Below are 19659 nucleotides of genomic sequence, written 5' to 3' on the forward strand. Positions count from 1 at the left end.
TCGTCGAAACTTCATCGGCGAGGTGAGGATTTTTTACTGTGCCACGTCTTCTAGTTCGTCTAGTTGATAACCGCTCTCTTCAGGGCGACAAGGCGCTACTCTCTTCAAGGACTTTTTTCATGACCGCTTCCCCTACCGCAGAACGCCCGAGCCTGCGCTCCCAGCGCCTGAACCAGATCACCCACGCGCCGCACACCACACTGGACGCGCTGGTCAAAGCCCACGCACCGTTCGAAACCCAGGCCAACTTTGCCCGCTTCGTGGTGGCGCAGTACCTGTTTCAGTCGGAGCTGGTGGCCCTCTACAACGATCCCGAACTGATAGCGCTCATCCCGGACCTGGCCGACCGTTGCCGTGCCGACGCCGCCAGACTCGACCTCGCCGACCTGGACACCGAGGTGCCTGCATCGGTCGCCGGCGCGCTGCACAACCCGAGCAAGGCCCAAGCCCTGGGCTGGCTGTTCGTGTCCGAAGGTTCCAAACTGGGCGCTGCATTCCTGATCAAGCGCGCGGTGGGCCTGGGCCTGAGCGAAACCTTCGGTGCCCGCCACCTTGCAGAGCCGGTCGGTGGGCGTGCCGAAGGCTGGAAAACCTTCACCCGTACCCTCGACGCACTGGCCTTAAGCGCCGAAGAAGAAGCCGCCATGGAAAAAGGTGCGGTCGACGCGTTTGTACGCTTCACCGTGTTGCTGGAACAGGCGTACGCTACGGCCCCGGAACTGGCCTGAGGCCTGAATGGGAATGCCATTTGGAATGTGTGCGGGCTTGCTCTCGAAGGCAGCAGTCAAGGGATGAATGTGTTGACTGACACAGCGCTTTCGCGAGCAAGCCCGCGCCCACATTTGGATCTCATTTCAAGCTGACTTTATTTGCATCTTATTTTGCGCACCTAAATGACCGGCAAAACCCAATCCACCTCAAAAATCTCCCAGTTCCTCTTCGGCCTGCTGGCCTACGTCAGCCTGGGCATCGGGTTGGTGGCGATTGTCGTGCCGGGTTTGCCCACCACCGAATTCATCCTGCTGGCCGCCTGGGCCGCCACCAAAAGCTCGCCACGCCTCAGCGCCTGGCTGGAAAACCACCGGCTGTTCGGGCCGATCCTGTTCAACTGGCGCAACGGCAGGATCATTGCGCGCCGGGCCAAGGTCAGCGCCACGGTGAGCATGCTGGTGTGCGCGATCCTGATGCTGGTGCTGCTTGACCACGGTTGGCCCATTTACCTGGCCATTGCCGGGATGGGCCTGGGCAACCTGTGGATCTGGTCGCGCCCCGAGAAGCTTGCACAGCCCGTATAACGGCGCGTCCGGATTGTTCCAACCGCTCATCACCTCTCACTCATGAATTGATTTATGACGCCGATGTTTCAGACAAGGTGCTGAATGGAATTGGCTCTGCTGCTTGCCGACCAACAAGCCCACTCGTGAGTGAACCTATGTTCGACACCCTCTCTATCCGCTTGAAAATCGTATTGCTGTCAGGTCTCTGCCTGTTGGGGGTGATTGCACTGGTGGTCGGCATCAACATGTACAACACCAGCCAGAACGATCAATTGGTCAGTGATTCCAGCTCACGAATGCTCAGCGCCAGCGTGGAGCAGCTGCTGCAAGCCAAGGCCGGCGAACAGGCCGCGCATTTGCAGAAAACCTTCGGCGACAGCCTGATAGCGGTGACCGCCCTGGCCGACCGGGTCAAGGACCTGCGCGTCACGGCCAGCAAGCGAAGCCTGGAAGCCGGCGCGTTGCGCGAAGAACTCAACCAAAGCCTGAAAACCGCGTTCGACCGCAACAGCAAAGTGCTGGGTTTCTGGCTGACGTTCGAGCCCAACGCCCTGGATGGCAAGGACAGCGAATTCGTCGACGACAAAGCGCACTTCTCCAACGATAAAGGGCGCTTTGCCAGCTATTGGAGCCGCGTTGGCGGCGAGAGCTTGAACACGGTGATGGTCGAGGACGACCTGAACAAGACGACCCTCACCCTCAACGGTACGCCCTACAACATCTGGTACACCTGCCCACGGGACACCCGCAATACGTGCCTGCTGGACCCGTATGAAGATACGGTAGCCGGCAAATCCGTGCTGATGACCACCATCGCCCAGCCACTGATCGTGGACGGCAAAATGATCGGCGTGGTCGGTGTCGACATCGCCCTCACCGCCCTGCAAGCAACCACCGACGCGGCACAAAAAGACCTGTTCAAAGGCGCGGCGCACCTGGAGATTCTCTCCAGCACCGGCCTGATTGCCGCCTACAGCGGCGAGCCGGCCAAGATCGGCAAGAACCTGGTCGACACCCTCGGCGCCGAAGGCAAGGAAATCGTACAACTGCTGGCCACCGATAACCGCATGATCCGTGAACAGGGCGACACCATTAGCGCCGTTTTCCCGGTCAAGCCGATTGCCGACGCCAAATCCTGGGGCGTGGTGGTCAAGCTGCCAAAAGCCGTGATGCTGGCCGACTCCGTCAAGCTGCAGAGCGTACTCGATGAGGCTCACGCGGCAGGCACGCTCAAAGCCTTGCTGGTCGCAACCGCCGCCGGCTTGCTGGGGTTGCTGCTGATCTGGCTGACCGCTACCGGCGTCACCCGCCCGATCAACAGCGTGGCCGCCATGCTCAAGGACATTGCCAGCGGCGACGGCGACCTCACCCAACGCCTGGCTTACGCCAAGAAAGACGAATTGGGCGAACTGGTGACATGGTTCAACCGCTTCCTCGACAAGCTGCAACCGACCATCGCACAGATCAAGCAAAGCATCAGCGAAGCGCGGGGCACGGCTGATCAGTCATCGGCGATTGCCCGCCAGACCAGCGAAGGCATGCAGGTGCAGTTCCGCGAAATCGATCAGGTGGCCACGGCTTCCAACGAAATGAGCGCCACCGCCCACGATGTGGCCAACAGCGCCTCCAACGCCGCCAACGCGGCACGTGGCGCCGATCAGTCGGCGCGTGAAGGCATGTCGATCATCGAGCAAAGCACCCGCGACATCACCACCCTCGCCGAAGCCGTCAGCAAGGCCGTGAGCGAAGTGGAGACTCTCGCGGTCAACAGCGAGCAGATCGGGTCAGTCCTGGAGGTGATTCGCAGCATCGCCGAGCAGACCAACCTGCTGGCGCTCAACGCCGCGATCGAAGCCGCACGCGCTGGGGAAAGCGGCCGAGGGTTTGCGGTGGTGGCCGACGAAGTACGCAACCTGGCCAAGCGCACCCAGGATTCCGTGGAAGAAATCCGCCAGGTGATCGAACGCATCCAGAGCGGTACCCGTGGCGTGGTGGCGACCATGCATTCAAGCCAGAGCCAGGCCCAAAGCAATGCCGGGCAGATCCATCAGGCGGCGCAGGCCCTGGGCAAGATCAGTGATGCCGTCACGGTGATCAGCGACATGAACCTGCAAATCGCCAGCGCCGCCGAACAGCAGAGCGCGGTGGCCGAAGAGGTCAATCGCAACGTCTCGGCGATCCGCACCGTGACCGAAACCCTCACCGGCCAGGCCACCGAGTCGGCGGCCATCAGCAGCCAGCTCAACGCGCTGGCCAGCCAGCAGATGAAGTTGATGGATCAGTTCAAGGTTTAAGCCGGCGGATTCACTGAGGAGGACCGCGGGGTTCAGAGGCCGGGCCAGGCGCGGACAAAAGCCTTCAGGTCTTCCTTCGGCGCGGTACGCGGCGGGTTCTGTGGCGTGCCCAGGTAGAGCAAGCCAATCACTTCCTCATCCGCCGTCAGCCCCAGGCCTTGAGCGACATGGGCCGAGTAGCACAATTCGCCAGTGCGCCACACCGCGCCAATCCCCTGGGCGTAGGCCGCCAGTAGAATGCCATGGGCCGCACAGGCAGCCGCCAGCCGCTGTTCGGACTTAGGCACTTTGAAGTGTTCCTGCAAACGGGCGATCACCACCACCACCAGCGGGGCGCGCAACGGGCCGTTCAGGGCTTTGTCGACAGCGGCCTGCGGCGCGTCGGCATCTTGCAGGCGCAGGGCCTGGGCCAGCAGCGTGCCCATCTGCTCACGGGCGGCGCCTTCCACGGTGAGGAAACGCCACGGACGCAGTTGGCCGTGGTCCGGCGCACGCATGGCCGCAGCAAACAGCACATCGCGCTGCTCCTGGGTCGGGGCCGGCTCCAGCAAACGTGGTACGGAAACCCGGTTGAGCAAAGCGTCGAGAGCCTGCATTGGCCACCTCCAGAGAAAAATGTGCGGTTATTCTAGCTGGAATAAAACGGGTTGCCACCAAACGATAATTGCTCTTATTCAATCCGCCCCGCCCTGTTAGACTTTGCCCCCTTATTTTCAGCCTTCGTCCGGGAAACTCGATGTTCCGTTTGCCTTTTCGCCTGTGCGCAGTGTTGCTGGCCTTGAGCCTGGTCGCGTGTGATGACGCCCCACGTTTCACCCAGGCCGAGCCGGGCGAAGCCCAGGCGGGTGGCGCGGCGACGGTGAACAAGCGCGACCAGAACGCGTTTTCCCTGCCATCGGCCAACCTGTCGCCCACGCGCCGCCTGGATTTCAGCGTCGGCAACAGCTTCTTTCGCAGCCCCTGGGTGATCGCGCCGTCCACCACCACCGCGCGCGATGGCCTCGGCCCATTGTTCAACACCAACGCCTGCCAGAACTGCCATATCAAGGACGGCCGTGGCCACCCACCGCAGCCCGACGCAGCCAACGCGGTGTCCATGCTGGTACGCCTGTCGATCCCGGATGCACCGCCCTACGCCAAGCTCATCGAACAGCTCGGCGTAGTGCCCGAACCGGTCTACGGCGGGCAATTGCAGGACATGGCCGTGCCGGGTGTGGCACCGGAAGGCAAGGTGCGAGTCGACTACACGCCGGTCAACGTCACCTTCAAGGACGGCACCGTCGTCGAGTTGCGCAAGCCGGACCTCAAGATCACCCAGCTCAGCTACGGCCCGATGCACCCGCATACCCGCTTCTCCGCGCGCATCGCGCCGCCGATGATTGGCCTGGGTCTGCTCGAAGCCGTCAGCGACGCCGACATCCTGCGCAATACCGAGCCCAAAAGCGCCGACAAAGAAGCCCTCATCGGCCGCGCGAACTGGGTCTGGGATGATGCCAGGCAAAAAACCGTGCTCGGGCGTTTCGGTTGGAAAGCCGGGCAGCCCAACCTCAATCAACAAAATGTTCACGCGTTTTCTGGTGACATGGGCCTCACCACGTCACTGAGGCCGTTCGATGACTGCACCGAGGCGCAAGCTTCCTGCAAACAGGCGCCCAACGGCAATGGCCCCGAGGGCGAACCGGAAGTCAGCGATAACATCCTGCGCCTGGTGCTGTTCTATACCCGCAACCTTGCCGTGCCGGTACGCCGCGACGTCAATAGCCCGCAAGTGCTGGCCGGGAAGAACCTGTTCTACCAGGCCGGTTGCCAGGGTTGTCACAAGCCGTCGTTCACCACGGTGGCCAATGCCGCCGAACCGGAACTGGCCAACCAGGTGATCCGTCCCTACAGCGACCTGCTGTTGCATGACATGGGCGACGGCCTGGCCGACAACCGCAGCGAATTCAAGGCCGGTGGCCGCGACTGGCGCACCGCGCCGTTGTGGGGCATCGGCCTGACCCAAACCGTGAGTGGCCACACCCAGTTCCTGCATGACGGCCGCGCCCGCAACCTGCTGGAGGCCGTGCTCTGGCACGGCGGCGAAGCACAAGCGGCGCAGCAGCATGTGCTGTCCTTTAATGCCGAGCAGCGCGCTGCGTTGCTGGCGTTCCTGAATGCTTTATAAGCTTCGCCCCACTTACAAAAGGGAGCTCGACATGTTCCGTCCCAAGTTGTTGTTCACCAGCCTGGCCGCCCTCGCCCTTGGCGCCTGCTCGCCCCAGGACCCGCAAGCCGTGACCTCGGCGGCGATCGCCAAGCAAGTGATCCTGCCCACCTACAGCCGCTGGGTCGAAGCCGACCGCCAACTGGCCGTCAGCGCCCTGGCCTACTGCCAGGGCAAGGAAAGCCTGGACACCGCCCGCGCCGACTTCCTCCACGCGCAAAAAGCCTGGGCCGAGTTGCAACCGCTGCTGATCGGTCCGCTGGCCGAGGGTAACCGTGCGTGGCAGGTACAGTTCTGGCCGGACAAAAAGAACCTGGTGGGCCGTCAGGTCGAGCAACTGGTCGAAGCCCAGCCGCAGATCGATAGCGCCGCACTGGCCAAGTCCAGCGTGGTGGTACAAGGCCTGTCGGCCTACGAATACATCCTCTACGACGCCAGGACCGACATCGCCGACGACGCGCAGAAAGCCCGTTATTGCCCACTGCTGGTGGCCATCGGCGAGCGCCAGAAGGCCCTGGCCGAAGAGATCCTGGCCAGCTGGAACAGCACCGACGGCATGCTCGCGCAGATGACCAAGTTTCCCAACCAGCGTTACGCCGATTCCCACGAAGCCATCGCCGACCTGCTGCGTGTGCAGGTGACCGCCCTGGACACCCTGAAGAAAAAGCTCGGCACGCCGATGGGCCGCCAGACCAAGGGCATCCCGCAGCCGTTCCAGGCCGATGCCTGGCGTAGCCAGTCTTCCCTGCAAAGCCTCGAAGCCAGCCTTGCCGCTGCCCAGACCGTCTGGGTCGGCGTCGACAACAAGGGCCTGCGTGGTTTGCTGCCGTCGGACCAAAAGCCGTTGGCTGACAAGATCGACGCCGCCTATGCCGCGTCGCTCAAGCTGTTCGCCAGCAACCAGCGCACGCTCAACGAATTGCTCGGTGATGATGCCGGGCGCCAGCAGCTCAACGACCTCTACGACAGCCTCAACGTTGTCCACCGTCTGCATGAAGGCGAGCTGGCCAAGGCGCTGGGCATCCAACTGGGCTTTAACGCCAACGACGGTGACTGATGATGCTCAGGCGACAGGCTTTGGCCATTGGCAGCGCAGTGCTTGGCGCACTCACGCTGGGCGGCTGGACGCTGTTCAGGCAGAAGGACAAGGGCCCGCTGCTGCTGTCGGCGCGCGATGATGCGGACGGCAACCACTATGCCGTCGGCTATCGCCTGGACGGCCAGCGGGTGTTCGCCACCCAGGTCGGCCAGCGTTGCCACGACATCATCCACCACCCGACGCTGCCGATTGCGCTGTTTGTCGCCCGTCGCCCGGGGACCGAGAGCTACCTGATCGACCTGCGTGATGGCGCGCTGCTGCAAACCCTCGCCTCGACCGCCAACCGCCACTTCTATGGCCACGCGGTCATCCACCACAGCGGCGACTGGCTGTACGCCACCGAGAACGACACCTCCGACCCCGGCCGTGGCCTGCTCGGTGTGTACCGGTTCGAAGGCGAGCGGCTGGTGCACAGCGGCGAGATAGCCACCCATGGCATCGGTCCGCACCAGGTGTCGTGGATGCCCGACGGCGAAACCTTGGTAGTGGCCAACGGCGGCATTCGCACCGAAGCCGAAAGCCGCGTGGAGATGAACCTCAACGCCATGGAGCCAAGCCTGGTGCTGATGCACCGCGACGGCACCTTGATCAGCAAGGAAACCCTGGGCCAGCAGATGAACAGCGTGCGCCATATGGGGATCGCCAGCGATGGCACCATCCTGACCGGGCAGCAGTTCATGGGCCCGTCCCAGGAGCGCTCCGAGTTGCTGGCGATCAAGCGCCCGGGGCAACCGTTCGTGGCGTTCCCGGTGGCGGACGAGCAACTGCAGGCGATGGGGCATTACACCGCCAGCGTCGCGGTGCACAGCCAGTTGCGCCTGGTTGCGCTGACTGCACCACGGGGCAACCGCTTCTTTATCTGGGATATGGACAGCGGCGCACTGCGCCTGGATGGGCCGCTGCCGGACTGCGCGGGAGTGGGGGCGGTAGCGGACGGTTTTGTCGTCACCTCGGGCCAGGGGCGTTGCCGCTTCTATGACTGCCGGCAGCAATCCCTGGTAGCAAAACCCTTGGAATTACCCGCGGGTCTCTGGGACAACCACCTGCACCTGATCTAGACAGGGTTTACCGCGGGAATAAAAAAAGGGCCTCGCATCGCAAGGCCCTTTCGGGGTGGTTTCAATCGATTCAACTTTGCGGCCTCATCGCTTGTGACATGCCAAACATGAACAGCAGTAACTGATGGTCAGGCTTGACCGCCGCACTCGTCTTGGCGACGCGCGGCAACAGGCATTGCCCATCCCCTTGCACGGCGCTGAGTACCTGGGTGCGAGGCTGTTCCCACGCGGCCAGGGCCAAGGCTGCAACGCCCAACGCCCCCACCAGGAACACACCTCGTGCTATTTCTAGCTTCATTTGGTTAATCCCTTGATAGCGCTGCCAAACGCCGTCTCGTAAAAGTAGCTGAGTTTTGCCCAGTCGCTGTCGCTCCACGACGAATGGCGACGCAGTTGCCGCATGTCATGGGACGCCGCCCGATAAGCGGTCAAGCGCTGGCGACACTTTTCAAAATCCAGCAGCGCCACTTCGACCTTGGCCGCATCATCCTCGCCCGTTACTCGCACGAAAATATGCTTGATATACAGGCAACCATGCTGCCAGCGGCCCTTGTGCATACGTGCAAGGGTTGCAGCCAACTCCTGCAGCACACGCTCGTGCACCTGCTCGCCGTAGCGTTCGCGGCCACCGGCGGCGTACCAGTTTTCTATTTCGTCAAAGCCATCGAGGGCCGCAGTGACCAGCAATGCCTTCCAGCGGTGCTCGGGGTCACGACGCGCTTCGCAAAACACCATTTCCGGTACACGTACGTCCAGCAGGCGCAGGCCCTTGAGGGCATCGCGCTCGCGCAGCACGGTGGGGCGTCCAAACGGGTGCAGCCAACTGCGGTAGATGTGCCCGGTCTGGCGTTTGCTATAGAGCAAACGGCCATTGGCACTCATCACCCGCTGCACACCACTTTCACCGCCACGTCGGCGATTGGGTTCCTCCACCCATTCGCCTTGCTGGCGCCAGAAGTAATCGAACCGCTCTTCGGGAGCTACGTGACTGCCTGCTACGCACTCAACTGCCATCCTGTTACCTCTTGCGCAATACATACACTCGCCACATGGCGTAGAGGGGTATGAAGTCCAGGGAGTCCTGAACACGAAAACCAGCTTCTTCAAATTCTGCTTCAACAGTAGCAGCCGGTAACACGAAGCGGTTTTGGTAACCGTCCTGCTCACCGCTCTTGCGACGCCGCCCTTCAAGGCGCTTGCGCTTCCACGCTTTGAAATTGCCATCGACCCACAGCGAAATGATCACGCTGTCACGGGTAACCCGCTGAAACTCCCGCAATATCGCCAACCGGTGGGTCGGATCACCAATATGGTGCAACAGGCGCATGCAGAAAATGCTGTCGACCGAGTTATCCGGCAAATCGATATCAAAAGCGGATGTCTGCAAAGGCCGTACCCGTTTCACCACATCCGCCGGTTGGGCGACGGTGGCCACCTTCAACATCGAGGCCGAATTGTCGGCGCCGATGATCACGCGGTTGGGCTTTTCCGCCAGCAGCGGCCAGAAGCGCCCGGCACCGCACGGCAGGTCCAGCACCAGGCCAGGCTCACCGGCCATCGCCAGCGCGCCACGGGCCAATTGCTCGTCACGTTTGTGGGACAACCGGCGCGCCAGATTGTCCTGATGCTTGAGCAAATATTCCCGAGCGTGCTCGTCGTCGTATTTTTCGGAAAATTCGAGCTTGATAGGGTTAGACATCACTGATCTCCAGTTACTGATGCCTACAACCTTAGGCAGCGAACTGTGATCAACAGGTCAACCAAGTGTGAAAAACTCGTCCTGTCCAACCCCATACATTTCAAGACTTTACAGATACAAGCAATAGCATGGGGCCATCTTCGCCGAATAACGGCGATCTTTGGCAGGATAGTAGCAAGGGGGAAGGTCAGGCCTTGGCCTGACCCAACTCGACATGAAAGCGGCAGCCGTTGGGCTCCATGGTGCTCAGGCTGACGCTCCAGCCCTGGTTCTCGCAGATGCGCTGCACCAGTGACAAGCCCAACCCCAGGCCCTCGCCGCGCTTCTCGCTGCCGCGTACGAACGGCTCGAACATCGCTTCGCGTTTTTCTTCGGGAATACCGACGCCGCTGTCTTCCACCACGAATCCGGTCGGTTCCAGGGTCAATCGGATAAAGCCGCATTCGGTGTAATGCAGGGCATTGCGCAGCAAGTTGCCCATCACCGCATGCAGGAAGGTGGTGTTGTAACGGGTATCCAGTGGGCTGCCCGGTTGGTAGATCAGCTGCAGGCCTTTTTGCTCGATGGGCTCGCGCCAGATCCCGAGCAGATCTTCGGCCACCTGGGTCAGGCTGACCTGAGGCGACATGGCTGCTTCGTTATGCTGGGCTCGCGCCAGCATCAGGAAGGTTTGCACCAGCTCGCGCATCTCTTCACACGCCCTGGCGATGCGCAGCACCTGGTTACGCCCGCGCTGGTCGATGGCCGGGTTTTCCAGCAGCAGTTCGCAGGAGCTGGCCAGCACCATCAAGGGCGTGCGCAGTTCGTGGCTGACATCGCTGGTAAACAGTTGCTCACGGGACAGGGCCTGACGCAGACGGCCCAACGTGGCGTCGAAGGCCACGGCCAATTCACCCACTTCATCCGCGGCGTAATCCGGAGCCAGGGGCGGCGCAAGGCCAAGCAACTGGTCACGATGGCGCACCTGGCGGGCCAGGCGCACCACCGGCGCCATCACTTTGCGCGCCAACACCCAACCGAGGAAGACCGCCAGGGCCAGGCTGAGTATGAAACCCACCAGCACCACGGCAAACAGCACGCGCTCACGCTCTTCGAAATCACTCTGGTCCTGCAGCAGCACATAGCGCCGACCGTCGATCACTTCGACCATGGCGTGGTAGGACAGCGACTCGCGGAACACTTCGTGAAAGCCTGGCTCCAGATGTCGCAGGTCCTTGGGCAACGCGAAATCGCCGCGCCCGCCGCTGAAATAAAACAGCTGGTCAGGCTCGGGGCGATGGCTCCAGTCCTCGACGCTGTCCATCAGCAGCAGGCGTTGCAAGTCACCGCCCAGGCCCGCCGAAATCAGCTTCTCTTCCACCAGGTGCACGGTGGCGATGATGCCCATGGCGAAGGCGCCCGCCACCAACGCGCTCATCAGCGCAAAGGCAATGATGATCCGTTGAGCGAGGCTTTGCTTAAACTCCATCACGCCCCTCGGCCAAGCGATAGCCCACGCCATGCACCGTTTGCAGCAACGGCTTGGCGAAGGGTTTATCGATCACTTGGCGCAGTTGGTGGACGTGGCTGCGCAGGCTGTCGCTGTCCGGGCAGTCGTCGCCCCACAGCGCTTCTTCGAGCACTTCACGACGCAGCACGTGAGGGCTTTTCTGCATCAATACGGCCAGCAACTTCAGGCCTACCGGGTTGAGTTTGAGCAGGCGCCCTTCACGGGTGACTTCCAGGGTATCGAGGTCATAGCTCAGGTCAGCGACCTGCAGGGTGCGGCGTCCACCGCCCTGGGCACGGCGCAGCACGGCTTCGATGCGCGCAGCCAACTCCGACAGGGCGAACGGTTTGAGCAAGTAATCATCGGCGCCGGACTTGAAGCCCTGCAGCCGGTCGTCCAACTGGTCACGCGCCGTGAGCATGATCACCGGTGTGTCGCGGCGCGCGTCTTCACGCAGGCGCTTGCACAGGGTGTAGCCATCGATGCCAGGCAGCATGATGTCGAGCACGATCAAGTCGTAATGTTCGGTAGCGGCCAGGTGCAGGCCTGACAAGCCGTCCTGCGCACAGTCAACGGTATACCCCTTCAGCCCCAGGTAATCGGCCAGGTTAGCCAGAATATCGCGGTTGTCTTCAACCAATAAAATTCGCATGGGCAGTGTCTCCGTACGCGGTAACGGCCGTGTTGGCCCGCGCAGCTTAAGGCCAAGTGTGACTCAGGGATAGACCTGAGGGTTCTGTCGATAAAGCTTTTCAACCGAAGTAACCGGCCAACGAGATTTTCACTATAGCTTCACAAGTTGACTACAGCGTCAGGCTGAACATCGCCCCCATTGATATAAGGAACATGGACATGGGGTTTCTCAAGGCAGCGCCAATGCGCTATCTACTGCTGGTAACCGGCACCTGGCTGGTTATTTTCCTGCTCACTCGCAGCGTGCTGCTCATCACTCACCTGGACGAAGTCGGCGGCAACCTGCTGCCAGTGTTTGGCGTGGGCCTGCTCTACGACCTGGGTTTCCTCGCCTACGCGGCGCTGCCGCTGGGGTTGTATCTGCTGCTGTGCCCGCCCGTGCTGTGGCGTCAGCGGTGGCATCGCGGGTTTCTGCAAGCGGTGCTCAGCGTCAGTGTATTTGTCATGCTGTTCACCTCGGTCGCCGAGTGGTTGTTCTGGGACGAGTTCGGCGTGCGCTTCAACTTTATCGCCGTGGATTACCTGGTGTATTCCGATGAGGTGCTGAATAACCTGCTGGAGTCCTACCCGATCGGCAAACTGCTGAGCCTGTTGGCGATGTTGGCCATCGTCTTGAGCCTGGCGCTGCGCAAGCCGTTTAACGCAGCCATGAACGCACCGCTGCCGACCAGGCGGGGGCGCTTGGTGAATGCCCTGGCCCTGCTGGTCGTCGCGGGCTTCAGCCTGCAATGGATCAGCCAGGACAGCCCGCGCGCCCAAGGCGGCAACGCCTACAAGAACGAACTGGCCAGCAACGGCCCGTATCAGTTCTTCGCGGCGTTCCGTAACAATGAACTGGACTATGCGCAGTTCTACAAAACCCTGCCCAGCGACGTCGTGGCCCGGCAATTACGCAACGAGCTCAGCGAACCCAATGCCCGTTTTATCGGCAAGGACCCGCTGGACATTCGCCGCGCCATCAAAAACCCAGGCACGCTGCGCACACCCAATATCGTGCTGGTGACCCTCGAAAGCTTCAGCGCCAAATACATGGGCAGCAATGGCAACGACCGTAATCTCACGCCTCATCTGGATGCGCTGCGTAAACAAAGCCTGTACTTCAATAATTTCTACGCCACCGGCACCCGCACCGATCGCGGCCTGGAGGCCATCACCCTGGCGATCCCGCCGACGCCGGGGCGCTCGATCGTCAAGCGCATTGGCCGGGAAAGCGGCTTCGCCAGCCTCGGGCAACAGCTCAGCGCCATCGGTTACGACAGCGTGTTTGTCTATGGCGGGCGCGGCTACTTCGACAACATGAACGCGTTTTTCAGCGGCAACGGCTATCGCGTCGTGGACCAGAGCAGCGTGCCCGAATCACAAATTTCGTTTAAAAACGCCTGGGGCATGGCCGACGAAGACCTCTACGCCCAAACCCTGAAACTGGCCGATGCCGACTACGCCAGGCAGCAGCCGTTTTTGCTGCAACTGATGACCACCTCCAACCACCGCCCTTACACCTACCCGGACGGGCGTATCGATATCAAGTCCGGCACTGGCCGCGACGGCGCGGTGAAATACACCGATCACGCCATCGGCCAATTCCTCGACGCCGCACGCCAGAAGCCTTGGTTCGATAACACGATCTTTGTCTTCGTCGCCGACCACACCGCCGGCAGCGCCGGCCAGGAAGACCTGCCCATCGCCAACTACCAGATTCCCTTGTTCATCTATGCGCCCAAGCTGATCGATGCCCAGGAGAACGCGCAACTGGCCAGCCAGATCGACCTTGCGCCCACGTTGCTGGGCCTGATCAACCTGAGCTACGAATCGACCTTCTTTGGCCGCAACCTGTTGCAAGCCAACCCCCTGCCACCGCGTGTCGTGGTCGGCAACTACCAGCACCTGGGGTTGTTTGACGGCAAGGACCTGGCAATTCTCAGCCCACGCCAGGGCCTGCGCCGCCACGACCAGGCGCTGGGCGAGAGCCAGGAGCTGCGGGTCGCCAGTGATGACCCCTTGATCCAGCGCGCCATCACCTACTATCAGGTGGCCAGCTACGGTTTCACCCAACAGTTGCTGAGCTGGAAAGCACCCAAGGACGTGACACCCGCCCTCAGCGAGCGCTGAACGCCTCACCCAAGCCCTTGCCTCCCCTCAGGCAAGGGCGTAACACTTGCGCCCTGGCCCCGACAACGACGCCCTTTCATGCCTGACACACTGCTGCTGATTGAAGACGATCGCCCGCTGGCCGCGCTGACGGCGGAATTTCTACGTGCCGAAGGGTTTAGCGTGGCGGTGGAGCACCGTGGCGATCGCGCAGCCCAGCGCATTCTCGATGAACAGCCGGCGCTGTTGATTCTGGATGTGATGCTGCCCGGCATCGACGGTTTCACCCTGTGTCGGCAGATTCGCAACCAGTACTCCGGGTTGATCCTGATGATGACGGCGCTGGATGAAAACACCGAGCAACTGACCGGTTTCAACGTCGGCGCTGACGACTACGTGGTCAAGCCTGTCGACCCGTTGCTGCTGCTGGCCAGGGTTCGTTCGTTGCTGCGCCGCCATCCCCAGGCACCCCGCACCAGTTACCGCTGGGGCGCCTTTCGGCTGGACCCGGACAGCCATTTCGCCTGGCTGGACGACGTGCCATTGCAGTTCTCTGTGGCCGAATTCGAACTGCTCGCGATCTTCGCCCGCCATTACGGCGTATTGCTGACAAGGGAAAAACTGTTGCAGAGCTTGCGTGGCCTGGCGTACGACGGGCTCAACCGTTCTGTGGATATGCGCGTATCACGTCTGCGCAAAAAACTGATGAGCCTTGAATGCCCCGTGACCATCCAGACCATCACGGCCCAGGGTTATCTGTTTGTCGAAATTCCGCAGGCGGCCCGAAGTGCAGTCTAGTGGGCGGCCCTGGATGGCGGTGGTGGCCGGCGCTGGCTGGGCGGGCCTGGTGTTTTACCTGCTGTGGCTGTGTGTAAACGCCTCGGTGTCGGTCGGCGAATACAGCTTTTTGCGCTTGATGGCCGGCCCGGGCTACCTCGTGGCGGAACAGCTCAAGGCCCTGCCCGCCGACCAGCGAGAAGCACGCATGGACAGCCTGCGCGCGCATTTTCAGTACCCGGTTAAGCTGGTGACGCTGGATGACGTCGAGTTACCTCCCGAAGCGCTGATCATGCTGCAACACCAGCAACCGGCGCAGGACATCGACGAGGAGACCACCTACTTCCCCCTCGACGGTGACACGCTGATTCAATTCGGCCCGATGTGGGGAACGGCCGATGCCAGGGACTTACGACAATTTCCGGTGCTGTGGCTGACCGCAATTACGATGGGCCTGCCCGTGCTGTTATTGCTCTGGATCGGCTTGCGCGCACGCCGCCAGCGCCAGGCGGACCTTGCGGCAATCAATAGCTGCCTGGGCACCCTGGCGCGTACGCCCAATGCGATATTGCCAGCCGTCGGCAAGGAGTGGGCAGCGTTGCTGCAGACACTGCAACAGCATGCGCAAGACATCAGCGCCATGAGCCAGCGCCACCGGGAGGTCTCCCAGGCGGTGTCCCATGAATTGCGTACACCGCTGGCGCGGATGCGCTTTGCCTTGACGCTGCTCGGCAAAAGCGAAGATGCCCTCACGCGCACCCGCCTGCAGGAGCGCTTGCAAACCGATGTGGAAGAACTGGAAGCCCTGGTGCGCGCCAGCCTGGCCTTTGCGCGCATGGCCGGCGCGCCCACCGACCTGCACCCCGAGCCGATCATTGTCCGCGAGTGGCTGCATCAGGAATTCGCCTTGCTCGACGGGCATCATCGCCGCCTGAGCCTGGAAACCGAGCCGGCCGAGCTGCAACTGATCGGTGACCGGGCCTTGCTGCACCTGATCGTGCGTAACCTGTTGAGCAACGCCATCACCTACGCCCGCGAGCACGTGTGTGTCAGCGTCGGCTACCACGACCAACAACACCTGGTGCTGCATGTGGACGATGATGGCCCCGGAGTGCTGGCCGAGAACCGTGAAAAAATCTTCGAACCCTTTGTCCGGCTGGCCATGGGCGGCGATGAGCCCGGCGGCTTCGGCCTCGGCCTGGCGCTGGCCAAACGCGCAACCCAATGGCACTGCGGCGAATTATCCGTCGCCCACAGCCCACTGGGCGGTGCGCGCCTGACCCTGATCCTGCCACTGCGCCCGTTACAGCCTGTGACAGTGGGCCCGTCGCGTTCCCCGTAACCTCACCTCCTGATCCAGGATCGGCCGCCCGCCCTGGGTCCCTGTCCTTTGGATCCGGTTGGAGAGTTCCTTCATGCGTCCCCCTGAAACATATTTTCCCGCGCTGATGCTGTCGCTGTGCATCGCCGCCAGCTCGCTATGGCCCAGCCAAGCTTCAGCACTGGGCCAGGCACTGCCTTACTATCCCGGTTCGATCAAGCCTGACCACCTCTCCAAAGCCATCATGGATCAGCAACTGGCAACGTTTTACGAGGAATGGAAGGCGGTTTACCTGTCTGCCGAATGCGGCAGAGGACGCTACTTCGTCAAGGTCAGTGCCGACCAAAAACCCGTGGGCGGCGGCACGGCCCCCAACACCCTCACCGTGTCCGAAGCCCATGGCTACGGGATGTTGCTCAGCGTGATGATGGCTGGGCAGGACCCCGATGCACACAAGATCTTCGACGGGATGGTGCGTTATTTCCAGGACCATCCGGCCAGATCGAGTCCCGGGTTGATGGCCTGGAACCAGGTCGCCGGGTGCGGCAATGCCACCGGCCAATTCCGGGGTGACGTCAGCGCCACCGATGGCGACCTCGATATTGCCTACGCTCTGCTGCTGGCCGACCAGACCTGGGGCAGTCAGGGCAGCATCGATTACCGCCGCCAGGCAGACGCGGTGCTGGCGGCGATCCTGAAATACGAAGTGCATCCGCGTACCCAACACCTGAAGCTCGGCGACTGGGTCGGCACCGATGGCGATACCGAGCTCGAATACACCGCCCGCAGTTCGGATTTCATGCCGTCGCACCTCTACAGTTTTTTTGCGGTGACCGGCGACAAGCGCTGGCAAGCGGTTCGCGACAAGACCTACTCGATCATCGACACCTTCACCGAACGCTACAGCCCGAGCACCGCGCTGGTACCGGACTTCATCAGCCACCTGGATACCTCGCTGACCCCGGCCCGCGCCGAACAGGTCGAGGGCCAACACGATGGCGACTACAGCTGGAACGCCGCCCGCTATCCGTGGCGTATCGGCCTGGACTACCTGATGTACGGCGACCCAAGGGCCAGGCAAACGTTGACCACCTTCAATCGTTGGGCACGTTCGAGCACCCACGACGAGCCGAGTGCCTTCCACACCGGCTACCGGGTCGACGGTACACCCTTGGACGACGAGCAGAATGACCCGGCGTTCATCGCAGCACTGGGGGTAAGCGCCATGGTCAGCCCCGAGAATCAGCCCTGGCTCAATAACCTTTGGGACAACCTCCAGCACCGCCCGATAAAAGCGCATGACTACTATGCCAATACCCTCAAGTTGCTGGGCATGGTGGTGATGTCCGGCCACTGGGGGCGGCCCACGCCAGCCTCTCTCAAGAAATCCGCTCCTGTGCCTGCCCCCCGACCACTCGGCGATACGTCTGCACCGGGGCCCATTGCACACCTGTCACCGGCCTTGAACCCACACGCGCAACTTGTGCTGGCTCGCGGGGGGCCGTTCAGGAAACTGCTGCGACGGCGCACCTTCGGCTAGGTATTAAAAGGCACCAAAAAAACCCCGCCTGCATCGCTGCAGGCGGGGTTTTCATTAGCCGGGAGGGGCTGGCTTACATCATGCCGCCCATACCACCCATGCCGCCCATGTCTGGCATACCGCCGCCAGCCGAGCCTTCAGCCTTCGGCTTGTCAGCAATCGCAACTTCGGTGGTCAGCAACAGACCGGCAATCGAAGCGGCAGCCTGCAGCGCCGAACGGGTGACCTTGGTTGGGTCCAGGATACCCATTTCGACCATATCGCCGTATTCGCTGGTCGCGGCGTTGTAACCGTAGTTACCTTTGCCGTTCTTCACTTCGTTGACCACAACACTTGGCTCGTCGCCGCTGTTGGAAGCGATCTGGCGCAGTGGAGACTCAACGGCGCGACGCAGTACGGCGATACCGACGTTCTGGTCAGCATTGTCGCCTTTGAGGTTGACCAAGGCTTCCAGAGCACGGATCAGCGCAACGCCACCGCCAGGTACCACGCCTTCTTCGACGGCTGCGCGGGTTGCGTGCAGGGCGTCTTCAACGCGGGCTTTCTTCTCTTTCATTTCAACTTCGGAACCAGCGCCAACCTTGATTACTGCAACGCCGCCGGACAGCTTGGCCAGACGCTCTTGCAGTTTTTCACGGTCGTAGTCCGAGGACGTTTCGGCAACCTGGGCACGGATCTGGTTGATACGCGCCTGGATGTCGCCGTCAACACCAGCACCGTCAACGATGATGGTGTTTTCCTTGGAGATGGTCACGCGCTTGGCGCTACCCAGGTTTTCCAGGGTGGCGCTTTCCAGGCTCAGGCCGATCTCTTCGGAGATCACGGTACCGCCGGTCAATACGGCGATGTCCTGCAGCATGGCCTTGCGACGGTCGCCAAAGCCTGGCGCCTTGACGGCGGCGACTTTAACGATGCCGCGCATGTTGTTCACAACCAGCGTCGCCAGGGCTTCGCCTTCGACGTCTTCGGAAACGATCAGCAGTGGACGGCCGGCTTTAGCCACGGCTTCCAGTACTGGCAGCATTTCACGGATGTTGGAGATCTTTTTGTCGACCAGCAGGATCAGCGGGCTTTCCAGCTCGGCAACCATGGTTTCTGGCTTGTTGACGAAGTATGGGGACAGGTAGCCACGGTCGAACTGCATGCCTTCTACAACCGACAGTTCGTTTTCCAGGCCAGTGCCTTCTTCAACGGTGATCACGCCTTCTTTACCGACTTTTTCCATGGCTTCGGCAATGATGTCGCCGATGGAGCTGTCGGAGTTGGCGGAGATGGTGCCTACCTGAGCGATTGCCTTGGTGTCGGCGCATGGCTTGGACAGGTTTTTCAGCTCAGCCACAACAGCGATGGTCGCCTTGTCGATGCCGCGCTTGAGGTCCATCGGGTTCATGCCGGCAGCAACGGCCTTCAGGCCTTCGTTGACGATCGACTGAGCCAGAACGGTAGCGGTGGTGGTGCCGTCGCCTGCGTCATCGTTGGCACGGGAGGCAACGTCTTTGACCAGCTGCGCGCCCATGTTTTCGAAGCGGTCTTCCAGTTCGATTTCCTTGGCTACGGAAACGCCATCCTTGGTGATGGTCGGAGCGCCGAAGCTCTTCTCGATGATCACGTTACGGCCTTTCGGGCCCAGGGTCGCTTTTACCGCGTCAGCCAGGATGTTGACACCGGTGAGCATTTTCTTACGGGCGGAATCGCCGAATTTAACTTCTTTAGCAGCCATGATCGATATTCCTTAAATACTTTGTAGTAGCGGGAAAATGAGCGGGAAATCAGCCTTCCAGTACAGCGAGAATTTCGTTCTCAGCCATTACCAGCAGGTCTTCGCCGTCGACTTTCACAGTGTTGCTGCCGGAGTAAGGGCCGAAAACAACCTTGTCACCCACTTTCACGGCCAGCGCGCGCACTTCACCGTTTTCCAGGGTCTTGCCCGGGCCCGCAGCGACGATCACACCGTGGTTGGCTTTTTCAGCAGCCGAACCTGGCAGAACGATCCCGCCAGCGGTTTTCTTTTCTTCTTCGCTGCGACGGATGACGACGCGGTCGTGCAGAGGACGAAGCTTGCTCATTGTCGATCTCTCCTAATTGTGTTTTTCATCGGCCGGTATCAATTCCGGCGGGTTA

The 19659-nt window shown here is 61.5% G+C and carries 18 protein-coding genes and 1 pseudogene; 11 read left to right on the top strand and 8 right to left on the bottom strand.

All coding sequences use genetic code 11. The annotated features are described in order from the left end of the window. Positions 1–119 precede the first annotated feature (119 nt). From AB4O05_RS26900 to AB4O05_RS26915, 4 genes and pseudogenes are all read left to right on the top strand, one after another. The gene (locus AB4O05_RS26900; RefSeq protein ID WP_460134304.1) at positions 120–728 is read left to right on the top strand and encodes a biliverdin-producing heme oxygenase; all 609 of its coding nucleotides are present in this window, start codon (positions 120–122) and stop codon (positions 726–728) included. 165 nt (positions 729–893) lie between these two features. Continuing rightward, the gene (locus AB4O05_RS26905; RefSeq protein WP_460134302.1) at positions 894–1295 is read left to right on the top strand and encodes a YbaN family protein; all 402 of its coding nucleotides are present in this window, start codon (positions 894–896) and stop codon (positions 1293–1295) included. Between the two features lie 278 nt (positions 1296–1573). Continuing rightward, positions 1574–2713, top strand: a pseudogene (locus AB4O05_RS26910) (methyl-accepting chemotaxis protein); the annotation flags it as partial. A 102-nt stretch (positions 2714–2815) separates the two neighbouring features. Continuing rightward, positions 2816–3571 (top strand): methyl-accepting chemotaxis protein, encoded by a 756-nt coding sequence (locus AB4O05_RS26915; RefSeq protein ID WP_460137734.1) that lies wholly within the window; start codon positions 2816–2818, stop codon positions 3569–3571. Positions 3572–3603: 32 nt separating this feature from the next. On the opposite strand, the gene AB4O05_RS26920 is transcribed toward AB4O05_RS26915, so the two are convergent. Continuing rightward, positions 3604–4167 carry a nitroreductase family protein gene (locus AB4O05_RS26920; RefSeq protein ID WP_460134300.1) on the bottom strand — a complete coding sequence of 188 codons (564 nt, stop codon included), beginning with the start codon at positions 4165–4167 and terminating at the stop codon, positions 3604–3606. Positions 4168–4307: 140 nt separating this feature from the next. Between AB4O05_RS26920 and AB4O05_RS26925 the strand changes: the two genes are divergently transcribed. The 3 genes from AB4O05_RS26925 to AB4O05_RS26935 are packed head-to-tail and all read left to right on the top strand — an operon-like array spanning position 4308 to position 7931. Then, positions 4308–5735, top strand: coding sequence for a di-heme oxidoreductase family protein (locus tag AB4O05_RS26925; protein ID WP_460134298.1), 1428 nt, complete (start codon positions 4308–4310; stop codon positions 5733–5735). Positions 5736–5766: 31 nt separating this feature from the next. Beyond that, positions 5767–6831, top strand: a complete 1065-nt coding sequence (locus AB4O05_RS26930; protein WP_460134297.1) for an imelysin family protein — start codon at positions 5767–5769, stop codon at positions 6829–6831. Between the two features lie 2 nt (positions 6832–6833). Further along, positions 6834–7931, top strand: coding sequence for a DUF1513 domain-containing protein (locus tag AB4O05_RS26935; RefSeq protein WP_460137733.1), 1098 nt, complete (start codon positions 6834–6836; stop codon positions 7929–7931). Positions 7932–8001: 70 nt separating this feature from the next. On the opposite strand, the gene AB4O05_RS26940 is transcribed toward AB4O05_RS26935, so the two are convergent. From AB4O05_RS26940 to colR, 5 genes are all read right to left on the bottom strand, one after another. Beyond that, complete coding sequence (locus AB4O05_RS26940) at positions 8002–8229, bottom strand: hypothetical protein (protein WP_460134295.1); 228 nt, start codon at positions 8227–8229, stop codon at positions 8002–8004. Beyond that, positions 8226–8945 carry a lipopolysaccharide kinase InaA family protein gene (locus AB4O05_RS26945; protein ID WP_460134293.1) on the bottom strand — a complete coding sequence of 240 codons (720 nt, stop codon included), beginning with the start codon at positions 8943–8945 and terminating at the stop codon, positions 8226–8228. The genes AB4O05_RS26940 and AB4O05_RS26945 overlap by 4 nt, the downstream gene beginning before the upstream one ends. A 4-nt stretch (positions 8946–8949) precedes the next feature. Next, complete coding sequence (locus AB4O05_RS26950) at positions 8950–9630, bottom strand: class I SAM-dependent methyltransferase (protein ID WP_460134291.1); 681 nt, start codon at positions 9628–9630, stop codon at positions 8950–8952. 187 nt (positions 9631–9817) lie between these two features. After that, positions 9818–11098: a sensor histidine kinase gene (locus tag AB4O05_RS26955; protein ID WP_460134290.1), complete on the bottom strand. Its 1281-nt coding sequence runs from the start codon at positions 11096–11098 to the stop codon at positions 9818–9820. Continuing rightward, positions 11088–11771 (bottom strand): two-component system response regulator ColR, encoded by a 684-nt coding sequence (gene colR, locus AB4O05_RS26960; RefSeq protein WP_460134287.1) that lies wholly within the window; start codon positions 11769–11771, stop codon positions 11088–11090. The genes AB4O05_RS26955 and colR overlap by 11 nt, the downstream gene beginning before the upstream one ends. A 200-nt stretch (positions 11772–11971) precedes the next feature. On the opposite strand from colR, the gene AB4O05_RS26965 reads away from it, so the two are divergent. The 4 genes from AB4O05_RS26965 to AB4O05_RS26980 all read left to right on the top strand — a co-directional run bounded on the left by AB4O05_RS26965 (position 11972) and on the right by AB4O05_RS26980 (position 17538). Continuing rightward, positions 11972–13921 (top strand): LTA synthase family protein, encoded by a 1950-nt coding sequence (locus tag AB4O05_RS26965; RefSeq protein WP_460134286.1) that lies wholly within the window; start codon positions 11972–11974, stop codon positions 13919–13921. A gap of 78 nt (positions 13922–13999) precedes the next feature. Next, complete coding sequence (locus AB4O05_RS26970; RefSeq protein WP_460134284.1) at positions 14000–14698, top strand: response regulator; 699 nt, start codon at positions 14000–14002, stop codon at positions 14696–14698. Between the two features lie 13 nt (positions 14699–14711). Next, positions 14712–16019 (top strand): ATP-binding protein, encoded by a 1308-nt coding sequence (locus AB4O05_RS26975; protein WP_460137731.1) that lies wholly within the window; start codon positions 14712–14714, stop codon positions 16017–16019. Between the two features lie 73 nt (positions 16020–16092). Continuing rightward, the gene (locus tag AB4O05_RS26980) at positions 16093–17538 is read left to right on the top strand and encodes a glycosyl hydrolase family 8 (RefSeq protein ID WP_460134282.1); all 1446 of its coding nucleotides are present in this window, start codon (positions 16093–16095) and stop codon (positions 17536–17538) included. 73 nt (positions 17539–17611) lie between these two features. Here AB4O05_RS26980 and groL read toward each other — a convergent pair whose 3' ends face one another. Then, positions 17612–19258: a chaperonin GroEL gene (groL, locus tag AB4O05_RS26985; RefSeq protein WP_460134280.1), complete on the bottom strand. Its 1647-nt coding sequence runs from the start codon at positions 19256–19258 to the stop codon at positions 17612–17614. 49 nt (positions 19259–19307) lie between these two features. Further along, entirely contained in the window at positions 19308–19604 is a 297-nt protein-coding gene (locus AB4O05_RS26990) for a co-chaperone GroES (RefSeq protein ID WP_017846112.1), read from the bottom strand. Between the last annotated feature and the right edge of the window lie 55 nt (positions 19605–19659).

This window comes from Pseudomonas sp. S1_G07 (assembly GCF_054668565.1).

What these genes read in the sequence shown, in the direction of transcription:
- AB4O05_RS26925 (WP_460134298.1), top strand. Translation starts at nt 4,308, where the DNA reads ATGTTCCGTTTGCCTTTTCGCCTGTGCGCAGTGTTGCTGGCCTTGAGC.
- AB4O05_RS26920 (WP_460134300.1), bottom strand. Translation starts at nt 4,167, where the DNA reads ATGCAGGCTCTCGACGCTTTGCTCAACCGGGTTTCCGTACCACGTTTG.
- AB4O05_RS26940 (WP_460134295.1), bottom strand. Translation starts at nt 8,229, where the DNA reads ATGAAGCTAGAAATAGCACGAGGTGTGTTCCTGGTGGGGGCGTTGGGC.
- AB4O05_RS26955 (WP_460134290.1), bottom strand. Translation starts at nt 11,098, where the DNA reads ATGGAGTTTAAGCAAAGCCTCGCTCAACGGATCATCATTGCCTTTGCG.
- AB4O05_RS26990 (WP_017846112.1), bottom strand. Translation starts at nt 19,604, where the DNA reads ATGAGCAAGCTTCGTCCTCTGCACGACCGCGTCGTCATCCGTCGCAGC.
- AB4O05_RS26905 (WP_460134302.1), top strand. Translation starts at nt 894, where the DNA reads ATGACCGGCAAAACCCAATCCACCTCAAAAATCTCCCAGTTCCTCTTC.
- colR (WP_460134287.1), bottom strand. Translation starts at nt 11,771, where the DNA reads ATGCGAATTTTATTGGTTGAAGACAACCGCGATATTCTGGCTAACCTG.
- AB4O05_RS26950 (WP_460134291.1), bottom strand. Translation starts at nt 9,630, where the DNA reads ATGTCTAACCCTATCAAGCTCGAATTTTCCGAAAAATACGACGACGAG.
- AB4O05_RS26980 (WP_460134282.1), top strand. Translation starts at nt 16,093, where the DNA reads ATGCGTCCCCCTGAAACATATTTTCCCGCGCTGATGCTGTCGCTGTGC.
- AB4O05_RS26915 (WP_460137734.1), top strand. Translation starts at nt 2,816, where the DNA reads ATGCAGGTGCAGTTCCGCGAAATCGATCAGGTGGCCACGGCTTCCAAC.
- AB4O05_RS26965 (WP_460134286.1), top strand. Translation starts at nt 11,972, where the DNA reads ATGGGGTTTCTCAAGGCAGCGCCAATGCGCTATCTACTGCTGGTAACC.
- AB4O05_RS26930 (WP_460134297.1), top strand. Translation starts at nt 5,767, where the DNA reads ATGTTCCGTCCCAAGTTGTTGTTCACCAGCCTGGCCGCCCTCGCCCTT.
- AB4O05_RS26975 (WP_460137731.1), top strand. Translation starts at nt 14,712, where the DNA reads ATGGCGGTGGTGGCCGGCGCTGGCTGGGCGGGCCTGGTGTTTTACCTG.
- groL (WP_460134280.1), bottom strand. Translation starts at nt 19,258, where the DNA reads ATGGCTGCTAAAGAAGTTAAATTCGGCGATTCCGCCCGTAAGAAAATG.
- AB4O05_RS26970 (WP_460134284.1), top strand. Translation starts at nt 14,000, where the DNA reads ATGCCTGACACACTGCTGCTGATTGAAGACGATCGCCCGCTGGCCGCG.
- AB4O05_RS26935 (WP_460137733.1), top strand. Translation starts at nt 6,834, where the DNA reads ATGCTCAGGCGACAGGCTTTGGCCATTGGCAGCGCAGTGCTTGGCGCA.
- AB4O05_RS26945 (WP_460134293.1), bottom strand. Translation starts at nt 8,945, where the DNA reads ATGGCAGTTGAGTGCGTAGCAGGCAGTCACGTAGCTCCCGAAGAGCGG.
- AB4O05_RS26900 (WP_460134304.1), top strand. Translation starts at nt 120, where the DNA reads ATGACCGCTTCCCCTACCGCAGAACGCCCGAGCCTGCGCTCCCAGCGC.